The sequence below is a fragment of the Nocardiopsis akebiae genome (genome assembly GCF_018316795.1).
In the GTDB taxonomy this organism is placed as follows: domain Bacteria; phylum Actinomycetota; class Actinomycetes; order Streptosporangiales; family Streptosporangiaceae; genus Nocardiopsis; species Nocardiopsis dassonvillei.
In genome coordinates this window covers 1,597,780-1,617,542 of record NZ_CP074132.1, presented here as the reverse complement: position 1 = coordinate 1,617,542, position 19,763 = coordinate 1,597,780, and the positions used below count along the sequence as shown (strand labels likewise).

At 72.1% G+C, this 19,763-nt stretch carries 14 protein-coding genes; 4 read left to right on the top strand and 10 right to left on the bottom strand.

The genetic code is table 11. The features are described from left to right. The first annotated feature begins 67 nt into the window (after window positions 1-67). The 4 genes from KGD83_RS06965 (at window position 68) to KGD83_RS06950 (ending at window position 5,586) form a co-directional block, all read left to right on the top strand. Window positions 68-859, top strand: coding sequence for an IclR family transcriptional regulator (locus KGD83_RS06965; protein WP_212643049.1), 792 nt, complete (start codon window positions 68-70; stop codon window positions 857-859). Window positions 860-1,119: 260 nt separating this feature from the next. Next, window positions 1,120-2,619 (top strand): glycerol kinase GlpK, encoded by a 1,500-nt coding sequence (glpK, locus tag KGD83_RS06960; protein ID WP_212643048.1) that lies wholly within the window; start codon window positions 1,120-1,122, stop codon window positions 2,617-2,619. A 214-nt stretch (window positions 2,620-2,833) separates the two neighbouring features. Continuing rightward, entirely contained in the window at window positions 2,834-3,586 is a 753-nt protein-coding gene (locus KGD83_RS06955) for an MIP/aquaporin family protein (RefSeq protein WP_212643047.1), read from the top strand. Window positions 3,587-4,017: 431 nt separating this feature from the next. Continuing rightward, on the top strand, window positions 4,018-5,586 hold the full coding sequence (locus KGD83_RS06950) for a glycerol-3-phosphate dehydrogenase/oxidase (protein WP_212643046.1): 1,569 nt from the start codon (window positions 4,018-4,020) through the stop codon (window positions 5,584-5,586). Window positions 5,587-5,667: 81 nt separating this feature from the next. Here the strand turns inward: KGD83_RS06950 and KGD83_RS06945 are convergent, their stop codons facing one another. The 10 genes from KGD83_RS06945 to KGD83_RS06900 form a co-directional block, all read right to left on the bottom strand. After that, window positions 5,668-5,871: a cold-shock protein gene (locus tag KGD83_RS06945; RefSeq protein ID WP_047868215.1), complete on the bottom strand. Its 204-nt coding sequence runs from the start codon at window positions 5,869-5,871 to the stop codon at window positions 5,668-5,670. Window positions 5,872-6,509: 638 nt separating this feature from the next. Next, a complete protein-coding gene (locus KGD83_RS06940; protein ID WP_212643045.1) occupies window positions 6,510-7,418 on the bottom strand; it encodes an ATP-binding cassette domain-containing protein in 909 nt (302 codons plus the stop codon). 8 nt (window positions 7,419-7,426) lie between these two features. Then, window positions 7,427-8,383, bottom strand: a complete 957-nt coding sequence (locus KGD83_RS06935) for an ABC transporter ATP-binding protein (protein ID WP_212643044.1) — start codon at window positions 8,381-8,383, stop codon at window positions 7,427-7,429. After that, a complete protein-coding gene (locus tag KGD83_RS06930; RefSeq protein ID WP_212643043.1) occupies window positions 8,383-9,291 on the bottom strand; it encodes an ABC transporter permease in 909 nt (302 codons plus the stop codon). The genes KGD83_RS06935 and KGD83_RS06930 overlap by 1 nt, the downstream gene beginning before the upstream one ends. Continuing rightward, window positions 9,288-10,283 (bottom strand): ABC transporter permease, encoded by a 996-nt coding sequence (locus tag KGD83_RS06925; protein WP_130394988.1) that lies wholly within the window; start codon window positions 10,281-10,283, stop codon window positions 9,288-9,290. Before KGD83_RS06925 ends, KGD83_RS06930 begins: the two co-directional genes overlap by 4 nt. Window positions 10,284-10,470: 187 nt before the next feature. Then, entirely contained in the window at window positions 10,471-12,174 is a 1,704-nt protein-coding gene (locus KGD83_RS06920; protein WP_212644301.1) for an ABC transporter substrate-binding protein, read from the bottom strand. A gap of 555 nt (window positions 12,175-12,729) precedes the next feature. Then, entirely contained in the window at window positions 12,730-13,749 is a 1,020-nt protein-coding gene (locus tag KGD83_RS06915; protein WP_212643042.1) for a LacI family DNA-binding transcriptional regulator, read from the bottom strand. A gap of 121 nt (window positions 13,750-13,870) precedes the next feature. Next, complete coding sequence (locus KGD83_RS06910; RefSeq protein ID WP_212643041.1) at window positions 13,871-14,752, bottom strand: Fpg/Nei family DNA glycosylase; 882 nt, start codon at window positions 14,750-14,752, stop codon at window positions 13,871-13,873. Window positions 14,753-14,883: 131 nt separating this feature from the next. After that, on the bottom strand, window positions 14,884-17,994 hold the full coding sequence (locus tag KGD83_RS06905) for a DEAD/DEAH box helicase (protein WP_212643040.1): 3,111 nt from the start codon (window positions 17,992-17,994) through the stop codon (window positions 14,884-14,886). A gap of 159 nt (window positions 17,995-18,153) precedes the next feature. Beyond that, complete coding sequence (locus KGD83_RS06900) at window positions 18,154-19,599, bottom strand: PucR family transcriptional regulator (protein ID WP_212643039.1); 1,446 nt, start codon at window positions 19,597-19,599, stop codon at window positions 18,154-18,156. Window positions 19,600-19,763: the final 164 nt, after the last annotated feature.

Sequence of the window (19,763 nt, the reverse complement as noted above, 5' to 3'; positions counted from 1 at the left end):
CACGCGTCACAACGCGTAGTAGCATTTCGCGTATGACATTGTCGTACTAGAGAGTGGTAGCACCGCAATGCCGGGAAAAATCCAGTCGATCGAACGCGCGGCAGCCATTCTCCGGATCCTGGCCACCGGCGCCCGCGGGCTCAGCCTGGCGGAGATCTCCCGGTCCCTGGAACTGCCCAAGGGCACCGCGCTCGGCATCCTGCGCACCCTCCAGCACGTGGGCTTCGTCGAGCAGGACCCCGAGTCGGGCCGCTACCGCCTGGGCGGGGGCATGCTCAGCCTGGGCACCCGTTACCTGGACGGCAACGAGCTGCGCACCCGCGCCCTGAACTGGGCGGACAGCCTGGCCTCGCGCAGCGGCGAGAGCGTGCGGATCGGCACGCTGCACAAGCACCAGGTGCTCGTGGTCCACCACGTGTTCCGCCCCGACGCCTCCCAGCAGACCCTGGACGTGGGCGCCCTGCTGCCGCTGCACGCCACCGCCATCGGCAAGGTCCTCATGGCCTTCGACCCACTGGCGGCCCCCGAGGAGGACCCGGCCGTGGTCGAGAACGGAGGGGCGCCGGCCCTGACCTCCTTCACCCGGCACACCGTCACCTCCCCCGCCGCGCTGGAGCGCCAGCTCGACCAGGTGCGCGACGACGGCTGGGCCTGGGAGGCCGAGGAACTCGTGGACGGCGAGGTCTCCATCGCCGCCCCCATCCGCGACCGGCGCGGCACGACCGTCGGCGCCATCGGGGTGCGCGGCGCCGTCGAGCGCCTGCGCGGCGAGGGGGGCAGGCCCGACATGGAGCAGGTCTCCTACGTGCGCGACGCGGCGCGGGCCATCTCCCGGGAACTCGGCGTCACCCCCTACTGAGGGATCACGGCACGGCTCCGACACCGCCCGCGGAAGGCCTTCCGCGCGGCGGCTTCCGGCGTTAGCCCGCACCTGGCAGCGTTGCCGTCGAGAGGACGTGACGCACGCGACACGATTGCGTCACACGGCCTTGACATGGGAAGGAAAGACGGATGAAACTAACGGCTACTCATACGTCAATGTCGTACAACGTGCGGGTTTAATCCGAAACCGTGTGCGTCCGGCCCCGTCCCGAGCCCCACCCTGAAGGCGAGCACCCGATGAGTCAGCAGTACGTCGCCGCGATCGACCAGGGCACCACGTCGAGCCGCTGCATCCTCTTCGACCGCGACGGACGTATCGTCTCGGTCGACCAACGCGAACACAGGCAGATCTTCCCCAAGCCCGGCTGGGTCGAACACGACGCCGTGGAGATCTGGACCAACGTCGAGGCGGTCATCAGGGGAGCCCTGGACAAGAACGACATCACCCCCGACCAGATCGCGGCCGTCGGCATCACCAACCAGCGCGAGACCACCCTGGTCTGGGACCGCGAGACGGGCGAGCCGGTCCACAACGCCATCGTCTGGCAGGACACCCGCACCGACGACCTGGTCCGCGAGCTGGGCGGCGAGGAGGGCCAGGACCGCTTCCGCGAGCGGTGCGGCCTGCCGCTGGCCACCTACTTCTCCGGCCCCAAGCTGCGCTGGCTGCTGGACAACGTCGACGGACTGCGCGAACGCGCCGAGCGCGGCGAGGTCCTGTTCGGCACCATGGACACCTGGATCATCTGGAAGCTGACCGGCCGCCACGTCACCGACGTGACCAACGCCAGCCGCACCATGCTGATGAACCTGTCCACCCTCCAGTGGGACCCCGAGGTCCTGGAGGCCATCGGCATCCCCGAGGGCGTCCTGCCCGAGATCCGCTCGTCGTCGGAGGTCTACGGCGAGGCCAAGGGCTACCTGGCCGGAACCCCCGTCGCCTCCTCCCTCGGCGACCAGCACGCCGCGCTGTTCGGCCAGACCTGCTTCGACCCGGGCGACGTCAAGGGCACCTACGGCACCGGCACCTTCCTCGTGATGAACACCGGCACGGAGCCGGTGACCTCCGAGAACGGCCTGCTCACCACGCTGGGCTACAAGCTCGGCGACGAACCGGCCGTGTACGCCCTGGAGGGCTCCATCGCGGTGACCGGCTCCCTGGTGCAGTGGCTGCGCGACAACCTGGGCCTGATCTCCACCGCGCCCGAGATCGAGACCCTGGCGCGCACAGTGGAGGACAACGGCGGCTGCTACATCGTGCCCGCCTTCTCCGGCCTGTTCGCCCCGCACTGGCGCAGCGACGCGCGCGGCGTCATGGCGGGCCTGACCGGCTACGTCAACAAGGGCCACATCGCGCGCGCCGTCCTGGAGGCCACCGCGTGGCAGACCCGCGAGGTCGTCGACGCGATGAACGCCGACGCGCCCACGGAGCTGACCACGCTCAAGGTGGACGGCGGCATGACCGCCGACAACCTGCTCATGCAGATCCTGTCCGACGTGCTCGACACCGAGGTCGTGCGCCCGATGGTCGCCGAGACCACCTGCCTGGGCGCCGCCTACGCCGCGGGGCTGGCGGTGGGCTACTGGCCCGACGTCGAGACGCTGCGCGCCAACTGGCACAAGGCAGCCGAGTGGACCCCGAAGATGGAGCCCGCCGTGCGCGAGCGCGAGTACCGCAACTGGAACAAGGCCGTGCGCCGCACCCTGGACTGGGTCGAGCACGAGGACGCACAGTAGCGCGGGGCGGCGTCACCCCACCGAACGACCGGTTCCCAGGAGCCCCGGCTGCCGCCCTCGGCTCCCGGGAACCGGCCCGCGGGGCGCCGTGCGCGCTCCGCTCCATCCCATTCCTGTGACGGGTGCGTCCTATCAAACCCCCGCCTCCGGCCCGGCGCCGGTCGGCGGGGTGAGGCCCCCGTGACCCGGTTCCCCTGACGGGGCGGAGGTCTCCATGGTCTATCTGGCAGAGTTCGTCGGTACGGCGATCCTGATCCTGCTCGGCGGCGGTGTCGTCGCCGGTGTCTCGCTCGCACGCTCCAAGGCCCTCAACGGCGGCTGGATCGTCGTCACCTTCGGCTGGGGCATGGCGGTCGCGATGGCCGTCTACGTCGTCGGCGCCACCAGCGGCGCCCACATCAACCCGGCGGTCACGCTCGGCCTGGCCAGTATCGGCGAGTTCGGCTGGGCCCAGGTCCCGGGTTACATCCTGGCCCAGATGGGCGGCGCCTTCACCGGCGCCGTCCTGGTCTACCTGGTCTACCTGCCGCACTGGAAGATCACCGACGACCCGGACGCGAAGCTGGGCGTGTTCAGCACCGCCCCGGCCGTGCGCAACCCGGTGGCCAACCTCATCACCGAGGTCGTCGGCACCGCCATGCTGCTCCTGGGTGTTCTGGGCATCGGCGCGAACTCCGGCTACGTCTCCATCGAGGGGGGCGTGGACCTGAGCGGCCTGTTCACCAACGGCCTGGCGCCGCTGCTGACCGGCCTGCTGGTGCTGGCGATCGGCCTGTCCCTGGGCGGCCCGACGGGATACGCCATCAACCCGGCCCGCGACCTGGGGCCGCGCATCGCGCACGCGGTGCTGCCGATCCCCGGCAAGGGCCCCTCCGACTGGGGATACGCCTGGATTCCGGTGGTCGGCCCCCTGCTGGGCGGCGTGATCGGCGCGTGGATCTGGAAGCTCACCGGGTTCGGCGCCTGAGCGCCGCCGGCCCGGGACGGTGTGACCGCCGCCCCCGACCGGCCCGCCCACGAACGCCCGAGCCTGCCGGGGACCCGCATTCCGGGCCCGCGGGCCGGGCCCGGACTCCGCGAAGCCCCGGGGTGTCGCCGTGCGACGCCCCGGGGCTTCGCCGTGCGCGCCCTCGGCTCGGGCCGGCCGCGCAGTCGGCCGATGAGGTTCGACAATGCCGCATCCCAGGAGCCCCATGTGTTGACTCGGATCCCCTGGGCAACTTCAGCCAAGTTCGTCTGCGCTTCAGTCCGCGGCTGGTCCCGTTTTCTCGGCGAAAACACCCCCTCTTCTTCACCAGCGTTCGGCATTGTCGTATTATGAAGGCGATACATCGCCTGAAACGTGGAGACTGTTCAGGTGCACGCGAGGCCCCCTCCATCCCTCCGAGGAGCACAGCCATGACCGTCAGCGCCAGCCAGAACCGCATCGCATCGTCGCGCTCGCGCACACGCGACGAACTCACCCGGGGGACCTTCGACCTCCTGGTCGTCGGCGGCGGGATCCTCGGGACCTCCGTCGCCTGGACCGCCACCCAGGCGGGACTGCGCGTGGCCATGGTCGACTCCGGCGACTTCGCCGGAGCCACCTCCAGCGCCTCCTCCAAGCTGGTGCACGGCGGACTGCGCTACCTGCAGAGCGGGCAGGTGCGCCTGGTCGCCGAGAACCACCGCGAGCGCCGGTCCCTGGCCTCGGAGGTGGCGCCGCACCTGGTCAACCACATGCCGTTCCTGGTCCCGATCTACTCCGGCGGCCCGCACGGGGCCGCGAAGATGGGCGCCGGGGTGTTCCTGTACTCGGCCCTGTCGGCATTCGGCGACGGCATGGGCCGCCTGCTCTCCCCCGCACAGGCGCGGCGGCTCGCCCCGGGGCTGCGCACCGACGGCCTGCGGTCGGTGGCCGCCTACAGCGACCACCAGATGAACGACAGCCGGATGGCCGTCATGAGCGTGCGCGCCGCCGTGGACGCGGGCGCGGTGGTGCTCAACCACGCCGAGGTCGTGGGGCTGCGCACCACCCGGGGCCGGGTCACCGGCGCCGACCTGCGCGACCGCGTCGACGGCGGGGAGTTCGGCATCGACGCGCGGCTGGTCCTCAACGCGACCGGCCCTTGGGTGGACCGGCTGCGGAGCATGGAGGACCCCTCCGCGGCGCCCAGCGTCCGCCTGTCCAAGGGCGCGCACCTGGTGCTGCGCACCCCCGAGCCCTGGCGCGCCGCGCTGACCATCCCCGTGGACAAGTACCGGGTGTCGTTCGCGATCCCGTGGGAGGGCAGGCTGCTGCTGGGCACCACCGACGAGGAGTACACCGGGGACCCGGCCGACGTGTCGGTCGTGCCCGCCGACGTGGAGCAGATCCTGGGCGAGGCCGCGCTGGGCATCGACGCGCCCTACCTGGACGCCTCCCACGTCGACTACTCCTTCGCGGGGCTGCGGGTGCTGCCCGGCGGACCCGGTGGCACCAGCGCGGCCAAGCGCGAGACCGTGGTCACCCAGGGGCGGGGCGGGATGCTCTCGGTGGCGGGCGGCAAGTGGACGACCTACCGCCACATCGGCCGCGCCGTCCTCAAGGAGCTGCGCAAGGTCAGCGCCGTGCCGCTGTCGGAGGACATGGCCGACCCGCTGCGCACGGTGCCGCTGCCCGGACTGGCCAGCCCGGACGCGGTGGCCCAGCGGCTGATCACCGACCGCGCGCCCGGCGCCCCGCTGGACCCGCTGGTCGCCCGCCACCTGGCGTCGCACTACGGGAGCCTGGCCATGGACATCGCGGCGATGGTGCGCGAGGAGCCGCGCCTGGGCGAGCGCATCCACCCCGACGGCCCCGACATCTGGGCGCAGGTGGTCTTCGCCCGCGACCGCGAGTGGGCGGTGAAAGCGGACGACGTGCTGCGCCGCCGCACGACGGTGACCGTGCGGGGGCTGGACACCCCCGAGGTGCGTCGGCGCACCGAGGACCTGCTGGAGGGGTGAGCCCCCGCCCCCTCGGGGGCCGCACACGCGAACGCCCCGGAAGGCGGTGCCTTCCGGGGCGTTGCGCGAAGTTATCGCGTGCTAGATCGCGACGACGTTCTCGGCCTGCGGGCCACGGGTGCCCTGGACGACCTCGAACTCCACGCGCTGGTTCTCCTCCAGGTTACGGAAGCCCGTGCCCTGGATGGCGCTGTAGTGAACGAAGGCGTCGGGGCCGCCGCCGTCGGGGGAGATGAAGCCGAAGCCCTTCTCGCCGTTGAACCACTTCACAGTTCCCTGAGCCATGTTCTCTCCTTCAGCTCGGTGTACACGGACGCAGACTCACGTCCGCGAATTGCCGCGAGCCGGACTTCCTTGAAGAAACCGCCCGCCGGTCACAAACTCCGCGGGCAAGACACCAACTGCGAAATTCAACGACTAACAATCACTTCGAACGTACCACAGACGGGTCGGCCAGCGAAGGATTCCGATGTGGCAACCCGCACGGCCCGCCGGGGAATACCGGCGGACCCTCCAGGGTACACGTGTGCCGCGTGGGAACGCACTCCGGGGTGTCACACCCCGTTCAGGCGGACGTCGCCGCCACGTCGTCGGCGCACCTCAGGACGGGTGCGCACGTGAGCGCCCCCGGCTCCGGGGCGGCGCCCGCCCGCGGCAGCCCCGGCGTGCGGCCCGGTGGGCGCAGGAGCGGCCCGGAGGCGTCCGCCGACGCCCTCCGCGACGGGCCCGTCGGCGCCCGGAACCGGCCCCCGCGAGGGGATCCGGGACCGTGCGGGCACCCGGAAACAACCGTCGACCGCCCGGGTTCGGTTATCGAATCGCGGCTTTCGGAAACCGGTGTCGGGAGCGCGCGGAGAGGACCGGAAAACACCGAGGCGCCCGCGGGGGGTGGACGGGCGCCGGGATGAGGGGAAGCGGGCGGCTCAGCCCTGGTCGATCCCCACGAAGTGGCCCTCCTCGGCCTCGATCAGCGGAGCGGAGTCCTCGTCGGGCGCCGTCGGCAGGACGACGTCCTCGGGGGGGTTGGCCGCCAGTTCGGCGTCGACCTCGGCCCAGGTGCGGTGCAGCTGCGGCACGCAGGACAGCAGGTGGCGGCTGTAGGGGTGCAGCGGGTTGTCGAAGACCCTGGCGGTCGGGCCCATCTCGGCGATCGCGCCCTTGCGCAGGATCACCGACTTGTCGCTGACGTAGTTGCCCAGCGACAGGTCGTGGGTGACGAACAGGATGCCCAGGCCGCGCTCCTTGAGGTCGGCGAGCAGGTTGAGCACGTCGATGCGCGTGGAGGCGTCGAGCATGCTGATGATCTCGTCTGCGACCAGCAGCTTGATGTCCAGCAGCAGCGCCCGCGCGATCAGCAGGCGCTGCAACTGGCCGCCGCTGAGCTGGTGCGGGTACTTGTTGAGGACGTTGCCCGGGTCCAGGCGCACCGTCGCGATCGCGTCCAGCACCTTGTCCCGCCACTCCGTCTCCGGGGTCTTCGGGAAGTAGGAGGTGCGGACCATCTCGAAGACGCGGTCGGCCTTGAAGATGGGGTTGAAGCAGCTGAACGGGTCCTGGAAGACCCCCTGCACACGGCGGTAGTACTCCTTGCGCGCGGCGTGGCCCTTGATGGTGGTGATGTCGGTGCCCTCGAAGGTGATGCTCCCCGAGGTCGGCTTGAACAGGCCCAGCACCATCTTGCCGAGGGTGCTCTTGCCGCTGCCGCTCTCACCGATCAGCGAGACGACCTCGCCCGCCCCCACCGTGAGGCTCACGTCGCGGACGGCGCGCAGGCGGTCACCGCCGAACGCGCCAACCTTGTACACCTTGTGCACGTGGCTGAGTTCCAGCACGGTCTACCTCACCCCGTCTTCCAGCAGGCGGCCCAGTGGCCGGGTTCGATCTCCACCAGCGGCGGCTGTTCGGAGCACTTGGAGAACGCCATCGGGCAGCGGTCCTTGAACCGGCAGCCGGTGGGCGGGTTGAGCAGTCCCGGCGGGGTGCCGGGGATGCCCTGCAGGCGGCCCCCCTGCACGGTGGAGGTGGATCCGACCTCGGGCAGCGCCCCGATGAGCATCTGGGTGTAGGGGTGCTTGGGCTCGTTGATGATGGTGCTCGCGGACGCCTTCTCCGCGATGTGCCCCGCGTACATCACCATGATCGTGTCCGCCATCTGGTACACGAGCGAGATGTCGTGGGTCACGAAGACCATGCTCTTGATGTAGCCCCGGTCGCGGAACTCCACCATCGACTCGGCGACGGAGCGCTGGGTGGACACGTCCAGGGCCGAGGTGACCTCGTCGGCGATCAGCAGCGACGGGTTGAGCAGGGTCGAGATGACCATGACGACGCGCTGCTTCATGCCGCCGGACAGCTCGATCGGGAACCGGTTGAGCACGTCGGTGTCCAGGCCGACCAGTTCCAGGCGGCGGTGGAGCTCCTCGGTGACGTCGGCGGGCCGCACGCCGCGGGCGCGCAGCAGCTCGTTGATCATCCTCCCGATCTTGCGGGTCGGGTTGAGCGCGCTCATCGCGTACTGCGGGATGAGCGAGATCTCGTGGTACCGCAGGGGCACCATCGCGCGGTCGTCGGCGATGGGCACGTCCTTGCCGTCCAGCTCGATCGTGCCGCCGACGTGGCGCATCCGCGAGTCCAGGCGGATCAGGCTCTTGCCCAGGGTGGTCTTGCCGCAGCCGGACTCCCCGGCCAGGCCCATGATCTCCCCGTCGGCGAGGTCGAACGTGACGCCGTCGAGGGCGTGGACGTCCCCGCGCAGGGTCTGGTAGTAGACCTTCAGGTCCTTGACGCGCAGGGTCATCACAGCTCCCGCAGCTTGGGGTTGAAGACCTCGTCCAACCCGACGTTGAGGATGTACAGCGAGCCCACGATCACGGTGATGCCGAGACCCGGCGGGATGAACCACCACCACATGCCGAGGGTGAGCGCGCTCCAGGCGACGGCGCTCTCCAGCATCAGGCCGAGGGACACGCCGTTGGAGGGGCCTAGGCCGATGAAGTCCAGGCCGGCCGCGGTGAGGATCGCGCCGCCGAAGAGCAGGATGAAGGACATCACCAGGTACGAGCTCATGTTGGGCGCGATCTCGGTGGTGATGATCCTCCACGTGCGCCGACCGCTCAGCCGGGCCAGGTCCACGTAGTCGCGGGTGGCCAGGGACAGCGCCTGCGAACGCACCGCGCGGGCCGCCCACGGCCAGGCGGTCAGACCGATGAACAGGCCCTGCACGAACAGGCCGCGCGCGTCCAGGTAGGCGATCGCGACGATGAGCACGACCATCGCGGGCAGCACCAGGACCACGTTCGTGATCATGTTGAGGATCTCGTCGACGATCCCGCCCTTGTACCCGGCGACGAAGCCGACCGTCGTGCCGATGACGAAGGCGACGCCGCCGCCGAACAGGCCGATGATGAACGTGGCGCGCACGCCGTACACGAACTGGGCCCAGATGTCCTGGCCGAACGTGGTGGTGCCCAGCCAGTACTCGCCGTTCGGCGCCTGCATCTGCGGGCCGACGTACTCGTTGGGGCTGTCGCTGACGAAGAAGGGACCGATGATCCCGAGCAGCAGGAAGGCCAGGACGATACCCGAGCCGATGAGCAGCTTGGGGTTGCGCCGGGCGAAGTACAGGGCCTCGGAGCCCTTGCGCCCGGCCGGTTCGGGGGCGTCCGCCTTCTCGGCGGTGCCCGGAGCTCCGGCGACGTTCGTCATGAGGAGCCTCCCGTCATCTGGACCCGGGTGCGCGGGTCGATCAGCACGTAGACGATGTCGATGATGAAGTTGGCGATCAGCACGCCGACGACCACGAACAGGAAGACGCCCTGGAGCAGGAAGAAGTCGCGGCTGTCCAGGGAGTCCAGGATGAGCTTGCCGAGGCCGGGGTAGTTGAACACGATCTCGGTGAGCAGGGAGCCCGCGATGATCGTGCCCAGCTGGACGGCCAGACCCGTGATCTGCGGCAGCATGGCGTTGCGGAACGCGTAGCGCCGGACCAGCTTGCGCGGCGCGCCGAGGGCCTGGAGGTAGTTGGAGTAGTCCGCGTCCAGCTCGTAGATGATCATGTTGCGCATGCCGATCGCCCAGCCGCCGAGCGCCACCAGGAACATGGACAGGAACGGCAGGAACCAGTGGGTGATCAGGTTGGAGATGAACAGCCAGCTGAACTCGGGGCGCAGGGAGAAGCTGTAGCCGCCCGAGGCCGGGAAGATCCCGGCGACGATGCCCAGGCTCCAGGCCAGCAGCAGGGCCAGCCACATGTACGGCGTGGCGGTGAGGATGTAGCCGACCGGCAGGACCGTGTTGTCCAGGGCCTTGCTGCGGGCGGCGAAGGCGCCGAAGCGGTTGCCGATGACCCAGCTGAGCAGGATCGCGGGGAGCAGCAGTCCCAGGGTGAAGGGGACCGCCCTCAGGATGACGTCGAGGACCGGCTCGGGGTAGAGCATCACGCTGATGCCCAGGTCCCCCTTGAACAGGCCCGCCCAGAAGCTCAGGTACTGCTCGTGCAGCGGCTTGTCGAGGCCGAAGACCTCCTCGTAGTAGGCGGTCATGGCCGCCAGGGCCTCGGGGTCGCCCACCGAGGCTCGGGAGAGCATGCTGCGGATGGGGTCGCCGGGCATGAAACGCGGAATCATCCAGTTGATGGTGACCGCGACGATGAACGTAAGCAGGTAGACGAAGAGCTTACGACCGATATAGCGCCACACACGTTCCTCCAGGTGATGGCGGCGGACAGTCGAGTGGCCCCGGAGGGGCGCGGCACGGACCCCGGGTGGTGTTCCGTGCCGCGCCCGCTCTCCTGGGGCGCCCCCGGCCGGGCTCTTTCGCGCCGTGCCTCGGCCGGGGTCGGGGAGTGGTCAGCGGGGTGGACGGGGGAGAGCCGCTCCCCCGCTTCTACTCGACCGGTTCGATGGAGGCGAGGGTCTCGACTCCGCCGAGCTCGTACCAGCCCTCCCACATCACCGCGGGGGTGCTGGGCGCGCCCTCCGCCTCACTGGGCCAGTTGGTCCAGGCGGCGTTGTTGGCCTGCGACCACTGGCCGTTGTACCAGAGCGGGATGGTCGGCAGCTCGGCCAGGAAGTGCTCCTGGAGCTGCGAGGTGACCTCGGCGGCGGCCTCGACGTCGTCGGCGGGGACCCGGGCGAGCTCCTCGGTGAGGGCCCACGCCTCGTCGCTCTCGTAGCGGTGGAAGTTCACCGTGGTCTGCTGGTCCTGGACGGGCAGCTGGTAGAGGTAGTCGTAGTAGGTCCACGGCGAGTTGCTCAGCTGCCGGGCGTTGTTGATGACCAGGTCGAACTCGCCCGCGTTGCGGTTGTCGTTGAGCAGGCCCTCGTCGGGGAACTCGGCCGTGATGTTGATGCCGACGTCCTGGGCGTTCTGCTCGATGAGGCGGGCGGCCTCCATCCAGTCGGTCCAGCCGGAGGGCACCGCGAGGGTCAGGGCGATGGCCTCGCCGTCGGGCGTCTCGACGAAGCCGTCGCCGTCCTCGTCCATGTAGCCGGCCTCCTCCAGGATGGCCACGGCCTCGTCCGCGTCGAAGGTGAAGCCCTCGCGCTCGACCAGCTCGTGGTCGATGTAGGCGTCCCACTCGGGCAGCAGGCCCGTGGGGTTGGCCGGCTGGACCAGGTTGGCGTACGGGCCCTCGACGATCTGGGTGATGTTGATCGAGTGGGCCAGGGCCTGGCGGAACGCCGTGTCGTTGAGCGGCTCACGGGTGTGGTTCGGGATGAGCCACGCCGTGTTGGCGCTCTTCATGTACGGCGGGCCGTCGTAGAAGCTGGTGATGGTCTCGTTGCTGTTGAGGACCTGGTCGATGCCGGGCAGGAAGTTGTTGGAGAGGTCGACCTCGCCCTGGTTCAGCATGCCCATCGTGACCTCGTTGGAGGCGTTGACGATGTCGACGATGTAGCGGGCGTCCATCGTCATGTCGAGGGCCTCGGCGGCCCACCACTCGTCGTTGCGCTCCCAGACCATGCGGTCGTCGGTGTGCGACTCGTAGACGTAGGGGCCGGTGCCGACGGGGTTCTCGTTGGCGCTGTCGGTGATCTGGGTCTCCTCCATGTCGGCCCAGATGTGGTCCGGGACGATGGGGTTGGAGTAGGCCCAGTTCATCCACTCCTGCGGACGGCTCTCCGAGAAGGTGACGGTGACCGTGCGCTCGTCGGTGGCCTCGACGCCCTCGACGTAGTCCCAGACGTTGCTGTAGGGAACGCCGCTGATCTGGCCGAGCTCCAGCGTGGTGACCACGTCCTGGGCGACCAGGGGCTCACCGTCGTTCCACGTGACGCCCTCGCGCAGGGTGATCACGTGCTCGGTCTCCGAGGTCCACTCGTCGCTCTCGGCGAGCCAGTGGACGTACTCGCCCGCGTCCGGGTCGTAGTGGAAGAGCGACTCGTAGACCAGGCCGTTGGTGCCGACCGCGAACTGGCCCCGCATCATCGGGTTCCAGCTGGTCGGTGCCGACCACGCCGTACCCGTGGTGTACAGGGTCTCGTTCCTGGGGTACTGACCCGAACCGCCCTCGCTGTTCCCGCCGTCACCCGAGCAGGCGCTGACCGCGAGGGCCAGGGCCGCGAGTGCCGCCGGAAGCCGCAGCATTCTCATCTCGACTCCTCCTTGTCACCCGGCCGGCCTATGGGGGGAGTCCCCTCCGTGAGACCGGAAGGGTTGGGAGCGCTCCCAGTGGTGAGCGCGCGAGACCGTTGCTGAACCGGGTAAGTGACGTTAACAACAACACGTCCGCAGGAAGGGCGTCAATGCCCGACACTTCGCTGTTATTCGCTTGTAACAGCACAGATGCGGGTATGTCAGTAAGTTCGGCGGCGCTGAACCGGTTCCGCACGGGCGTTCTCGCTCCCTCCGGGGCCTGTCGGCGTGGGGCGTTACGCGCCGCAGCCTTCCACAGCTCGGGAGGGGGTGGTAGCACCCTCACGGTCACCTTTTGGACACCAAAGCCGCAGAGACCACCGAGGCAACTCACGCCCCTGTTTTCACATCGTTAACAACCACCACGGTGCGCGCCGCGAACCCCGGCATCCGCGCCACGAGGGGCTTACGGACCCTCACGCGGTGTACGCGTCGGACGGGACGTACGGCCCGCCGGACCGGCCGCGCGGCGTCCCCGACCGCGGGCGGCCGGTCGGGGACGCCGGGTCACGCGCCCAGGGGGCCGGTGCTGCCCCGGGGGAGCAGCTCTCCGCGGGAGGTCTCGCTGTTGGCCACCGGCTTGCCCTCGATCGTTTTGGCCAGCATCAGGGCGGCCTGGCGGCCGTAGGACACGATGTCGCGCACTATGGCGGTCAGCGAGGGGCGGACCAGGCGGCACAGCACCGAGTCGTCCCAGGCCACGATGGACAGCTGCGAGGGCACGTCCACGCCCATCTCGTGGGCCACGCCCAGTCCGGCCACGGCCATGAGGTCGTTGTCGTAGATCAGGGCGGTCGGCCGGTCGGTGGCGGCCAGCAGCTTGCGCGTGGTCCTCGTGCCCCCCTCACCCGTGTAGTCGGCGTGCACCCAGCGGGCCTCGCTGAGCCCGGCCTGGGCCGCGGCGTCCAGGAAGGCCTGGGTGCGCACGCGGGTGTGCACGAACTTCTCCGGGCCCGCCACCTGGACGATGCGCCGGTGGCCGAGGGCGGCCAGGTAGTGGACGACCTCGTGCATGGCGGTGGCGTCGTCGGTGTGCAGGTAGGGCAGGGAGCCCACGCCCTCGGGTCCGCCGAGGACGACGGCGGGCAGCGGGAGCTCCTCGACGACCTGGACGCGCGGGTCGCCCACCCGCAGGTCGACCATGATCACGCCGTCCACCCGGCGTTCGGACGACCAGCGGCGGTAGGACGCGATCTCGGCGCCCATGTCCTCGGTGACCTGTAACAACAGGTCGACCCCCGAGGAGGCCAGCTCGGTCTCGATCCCCGAGACCAGTTGCATGAAGAAGGGTTCCAGCCCCAGGGAGTGGGCGGGCCGGTCGACCACCAGGCCGACCGCCCCGATCCGGCCGCCGGGGGCGAGTGCGCGCGCCGGGCTGCTGGGCGCCCAGCCGAGGTCGCTGGCGATCGCCAGGATGCGTCTTCGGGTCTCCTCCGAGACCCCCGGACGCCCGTTGAGCGCGTAGGACACGGCCCCCTTGGACACCCCCGCGGCCTTGGCGATGTCCATGATGGTCGGACGCCGCATCAAACCCCCCATTCGTCCCCCTGATCACACAATGCTGAACCGGTTAAGCAGACGGTTCGGGATTGTACTGCATGACCTTGGCGTCCAACCCGACAAATGGGTACTTAACTCGCGAAAGCTCTCAAACTCCTTGGCACCGGGGGCACCAGTAGAGGGTGCGTCCGGCCAGTTCCGCGGAAGCGATCGGCGAGGAGCACACCCGGCAGGGTTCACCGGTCCGGTAGCACACGTAGAGGCTGTCGGGCCGGGGCACGGGACGCGCGTCCGGGTCGGGGCGGTGCTCGGGCAGGGTGGTGATGATGTAGCCGTCCCGCACGCCGTCGCGGAGCAGGCCCGACAGGTCGTCCCACAGCCGCGACCACTGGTCGGCCGTGAGGTCGCGGCCCGGGGTCATCGGGTCCAGCCCCGCCCGGAACAGCGACTCCGCGCGGTAGATGTTGCCGATGCCCGCCACGACGTCCTGGCGCATGAGGAGCGCGGCGACGCTGGTCCGGGAGCGGCTGACCACGCGCCAGGCCCGCTCGGGGTCGGCGTCGTCTCGCAGGGGGTCGGGTCCCAGCCTGGCCTGGACGGCGCGCTTGTCGTCCTCGGTGACGACCTCGCAGGCCGAGGGGCCGCGCAGGTCGGCCCAGCCGGAGGAGTTGACCAGACGGGCGCGCACCGCCCCGACGGGTTCGGGCGGCACGGCGAAGCCCTCGGCGTCGCGGAGCAGCTCCCGGCGGGCGCCGCCCGCGGCCCGCGGCGCGCCCAGGTGGCGTTCGCCGTCGGCGTCGCCGAAGGACCAGGCGCCGTACAGGCCCAGGTGGACCCGCAGCCACTCCCCCGAGTCGAACCCCAGGAAGAGGTGCTTGCCGTGGGCCTCGCTCTCGGTGAGGACCCGGCCGTCGATCCGGGCGGCGCCGTCGGTGAAGCGCCCCTGCGGGCTGCTGGCGCGTACCGCGCCTCCGCCGAAGGTCTTGTCGAAGTGCGCTGCCAGGCGGTGCAGCGTGTGGCCCTCGGGCACCGGTCCTCTCCTCCCCCGTACGTCCGGAGCGGCGTGAACACCGCCTTCCGGACATCGGGCTCCAGGGTAGTGCGCCCGCCCCGTCCGCCGGTCCGGTCGGCGCCCGGCCCCGGCGGGGGCCGCACGGCGGGTCAGTGGGCGGTGAGGATCTCCTCCACCAGGGCGCGCGGGTCGGCCAGGCAGCGCCAGGCGGGCACCACGACCACGGGGTCCCCCGTGGTGCGGTTGAGCGTCTCCCCGCGGGCGAGCAGCCAGCGCAGGGAGCGGCCGTCGGGCTCCCGGTCGAGCAGGAGCAGCAGTCGGCGGGAGCCGAACCGGACCACCATGTCGGCGGTCCAGCCCTCGACCGTCTGCTGGAGGGTCACCTCCGCCCCCACCCCGCGCAGCTTTCTGACCAGCGCGGAGGCGGCCGCGTCGGTCCGCCCCGCGCGGCCGTCCGGCGTCGACGCCTCCAGGGCGCCCAGCGGGCCGTCGTCGCCCGACCAGTACCCGCGGTCGCCCACGACCACGAGCCGCTGGCGCGTGCGGGTGAGCACCGACGACCACAGGTGGCCCATCCGGCGGACGCGCCGCTCGGCGACGGCGGGCGCCCCGTAGGCCAGCGTCGGCGTCAGGACGGTGACGTCCGCCGGGTCGTGGTCGTCCGCCAACAGGTCCGGTCCGCCCACCCGCACCTCGTGGCGCGGGACGCGCTTGCCCAGCAGGCGGCGCACCAGGGCCGCCTGGGGCTGGGTCGGCGCGACCACCGCGATCACCCGGCCCCGGGGCAGGTGGTCGTCGAGCTCGCCCACCACCACCGCCACCCGGTAGGCCTCGTCCCGGTTGACGAAGGACGCGCCGGGCGCGGCCTCGCAGACCCCTGCGACGTCGCGCCACTCGAACGCGGGGCCGGCCGAGGGGTCGGGGAGGGTGCGCACCGCGAGCCTTCCCCCGTAGCAGTGCCGCGAGGCGGCCCCGGCGAGCTGGGGCGGCGCTCCCTCGTGCTCCTCCAGCCACCGCATGGGCGGCGCGGCCCGGTACAGGGCGCGCATCGCCGAACCGCCGCCGTAGCGCAGGCCCCGGTCGTCCAGCTGGCCCGCGACCAGTCCGGCGGCGGACAGCGCGCGGCGCTCCTCGTCCGGTTCCAGCACGCTCACGGGCCCCGGGTGCGCGGGGTCTCCGAACACCACGGCGCGGTTGGCGCGGTAGAGCACCGGCAACAGCTCGGCCAGCCGGGTGCGCTCGGCCCCGACCACGACGGCCAGGTCGAACAGGCCCGCCCGGGGTTGCAGCGCCCGGACCTGGTCGGTGCGGCACACCCACGCGGGCAGGGTGTCGAGCAGCCCGCCCAGACCCGGCCAGCCGTGGCCGCGGTGCCAGTTGAGGCTCTCCAGGCGGTGCTCGATGGCGGCGCGGCCCCGCCACAGCCGGGGGTCGCCGACCGCGCGCAGGCAGGCGGAGCTGGACCTGCGGTGCCGGGCGAGGGCGTCGGCCAGGTCGGCGGTGAGCGTGTTCAGCGGCGCGCAGCGGGTGCGCCGGTCCACGGCCGCGCGCCACTCGCCCTCCAGACGGGCGACCGCGCGCAGGCGGTCGAGGCTGTCGGGGTCGGTGTCCACTCCCAGTTCGCGGCGGACGGCGCCGCGGTGCGCCAGCCCGGCCAGCCCCCCGGCGCCCGCGCGCTCGGCCCGGTGCAGCCAGTACTCGGGACCGCCCCGCTCCGGCGTGAAGAGGGAGTCGGGGTCCCACCCCTGGGAGACGACCCGGCCGCGCTCCTCCGCCAGACGGGCGAGCGCGTGGCCGCCGGAGGCCATGGTGTCCATGGCCCGCCACGCCTCGCGGACCGCCGCCCAGTCCGCGGCCAGGTCCGCCCAGTGGACGGTTGGGTCCTCCCCGCCGGAACCGGCGGGGGCCGCGGGCAGGCTCCGGGAGTGCTCGGTGAGGAGCCGGGTGAGCAGCACGGCCTCGGCCGTGCTCCGTCCGTCCCCGCCCACGCGCACGACGGGGTGCCAGGGGGAGGTGTCCGCGCGCAGGCGCACCGCGTCGACGTCGGCCTCGGTGCGCCCGCACACCAGGACGCGCTGGCCGTTGCTGACGGCGGTGCGCACGAGGGCGTCGACCAGGTCGTGCACACCGCTTCCGGGCGGGGCGGCGGCCACGGTGAGCTGCTCGCGCATGGCCGCGCACAGGACCGCGTACTGGGACTGGTCGAGGGCGGTCGCCGAGATCGGGACGGGGGGCTCGGCGGCGTTTCCGGCGGGGTCGGCGCAACCGCGGCGGGTCGCGGCGCGGGGGCCGCGGAAGAGCCGTCCGGACGCCGCCGGGCCGGGGGCCCCGGCCGTCCGGGAGGGCTGTCCGAGCAGGGGTTCCAGGGCGGTCCCGCTGACGTCCTCGGGGTCGAGGCCGTCGCGGCCGGAGGGGTCGAGGTCGGCCAGGACCCCCTCGACGCCGACGGGTTCGCGCTCGTCGGCGTCGAGGCGTCCCCCGCCGGGCCCGGCCCGGAAGATCACGGCGACGTTGTGGGCGCCGTCCGTCCCGGTGCGCGGGGCGCCCCGGGTGCCCAGGGGTGCGATGTCGTCCACCCGCTCGATCTCCAGGCCGGAGAGCAGGGCGCGGACCCTGGCGGCGAGGTCGGCGACGGCAGCGGGGCGCCGCAGGGGGTCGGGCGCACCGGAGCGCAGCCGGGTCCGCAGTTCGAACAGGTCCTCGGGGTCGGTGAGGCCGAGGCGTCCCAGGAGCGCGGGGTTGACGTCGGGCGGGCCGACCGCGCGGACCAGCGTGTCTCCGGACCCGGCGGGGTTGTCCGCGGTCTCGTCCGCGATCCGCACGTCGACGGTGAGCAGGGGCAGGGCCGCCCGGTCCTCGCCCTCCCCCAGGATCACGAGCGGATAGCCGTAGCGCACGGACTGGCCGAGGTCGTGGGCCGCGCGCAGGACGCGGACGGACTCCGGGTGCAGCGGAATCGTCTCCCCGACCCCGCTGAAGAGCACCTCGGGGCCCGGGGGCAGGCACGCGCAGCCGTCGGAGCCCAGGTCGCCGACCGGGACGACGTGGGTGTGCACCGCCTCGCGACGCAGGCAGGCGCGCAGGTAGGCCAGCAGGGAGCGCACCTCGGAACGGTCGATCGGGGGCTTCCATCGCAGCGAGGCCGTGCCGACGCCCGACGGGCCGCCGAGCGCCCCGGGGAGGTGGACGCCGGTTCCCGGCGGCGCCCCCGGCACGCCCGCGCGCACGATCCCGTCCTCGTCGTCCCGCAGTGACCTCAACGTCTCCCCCACACGGCTGTGTCATCGGCCGACTACCCACCGACAGCAAGCCATTGTGGTGTACGGACCGCACCCGGACCCCGCGAACACCGGAACCCGTCACCACTTTCACTCCCGGTGACGACGCCGGGCGACGGGGTCCGGGGGGCGTGAGGGCGGTCAGTCCGCGGCGCCGCGGACGCGCAGGGCGATCCACAGCTCGGTGCGGTAGTCGGGGTCGTCCAGATCGCCGGGCAGCAGGTCGCGGATGCGCCGCATGCGGTAGCGCAGCGTGTGGCGGTGGACCCCCAGTGCCTCCGACGCCGCGTCCCACCGGCCCGAGGCCGCGAGGTAGGCGCGCAGCGAGGCGAGCAGTTCGGCCGAGGTGCGCTGGCGCAGCAGCGGGGCGAGCAGGTCCCCGGCCATGCGGGCGCCGGCGGGGGTGTCGGCCAGCCCGAGCAGCCCGCCGGGCAGGTCGCCGGCGCGGAGCAGCCCCTCCCCCGCGTCGCGCGCGGCGGCCAGCGCGCGCTCGGCCTGGGACAGCGCCGCGGACAGTTCCGCGTAGGGGGACGGGTCGCTCACCCCGACCGGCCCCTCCAGGACCTCGCCGAGCACCCCCGTCGCGGTGTCGGCGGGGGCCAGCAGCAGGGCGCGGCCGTCGTGCTCGGTGGTCAGGACGCCCTCGGGCGGGTGCGCGGGCCCGGCCCCGTCGGCGGCCGCCACGATGACGGGTTCGGCGGGAAGGACCCCGCGCAGCCGCTCCGCTCCCGGGTGGAGGGGGTCCAGCGCCCCGGTGAGCAGCGCCGCGAGCACCCCCTCGCGCACCCGGGACGCGGCGTCGTGGGCGGTGCGCTCCAGTTCGAGGGAGAGCAGCGACACCGCGGCGTTGACCAGCGTGCGCTCGTCCGGGCCGAGGCGTCCGCCGGTGCCCACGGCCAGGAACCCGCGGACCCGGCGGCTGGTGGCCAGGGGCTGCACGGAGACGTGTTCACCGCCCGAGGTGAGGGAGACGCTGGCGCGCACGCCCGCCTCGCGCAGCCGGTCCAGCTCCTCGGCGAGTCCGGCGGCGCGGGGGGAGGCCCCGGCGGGGGCGGCGTGCCGGGCGGCGCCGTCGGCGGAGAGCAGCAGCACCCAGGCGCCGAGTTCGCGGGCCAGCCGGTCCACGATCGCCGCCTCCCCGCTGAGCGCGGCGCGGGTGAGGTCGCGCTGGGCGGCGAAGGCCCTGCTCAGCCCCTCGTACTCCTCCTTGGCCAGGAGCCGGGACACCTCCTTGCCGATCGCGATGAAGGGGGTCTCCCGGGCCACCTCCAGCAGCGTGAGGCCGAACTCGGCGGCGGCCTCGCGGAGCGGCTCGGGGGTGCGCTCCAAGACCACGCCGACCGCGAAGCCCAGCGCGGTGACGCGGCGCTCGGCCAGGCGGCGCGTGTAGTCGCGCAGGTCGGGGACTCCGGTGGCCCAGCGCACGCCGGTGGTGAGCAGGAGTTCGCCGCCCGCCAGGTAGGGCGTGGGGTCCTCCAGCTCGCTGACCGCTACCCACTCCACCCGCCGGTCCAGGTTCTCCTGGCCGGTGAGCAGGTTCAGGCGCAGGCGGGGCGTGCGCATCAGGGCCCCCAGGGTCGGTGGCATCGGCTTCCCCTCCACTTCGGCCGCCGGCCGAGGCGGTTCGGCGCGGTCGGCGGGACCGGACGCGGGCCGTCCTCCCGCCGCTCCGGCGGACCCGCTTCGTGCGAACCCTGACGCGCTGGCGCAAGGCTCCGCCCTGATTATCCACCTTGTCCATGTGGGGGCGG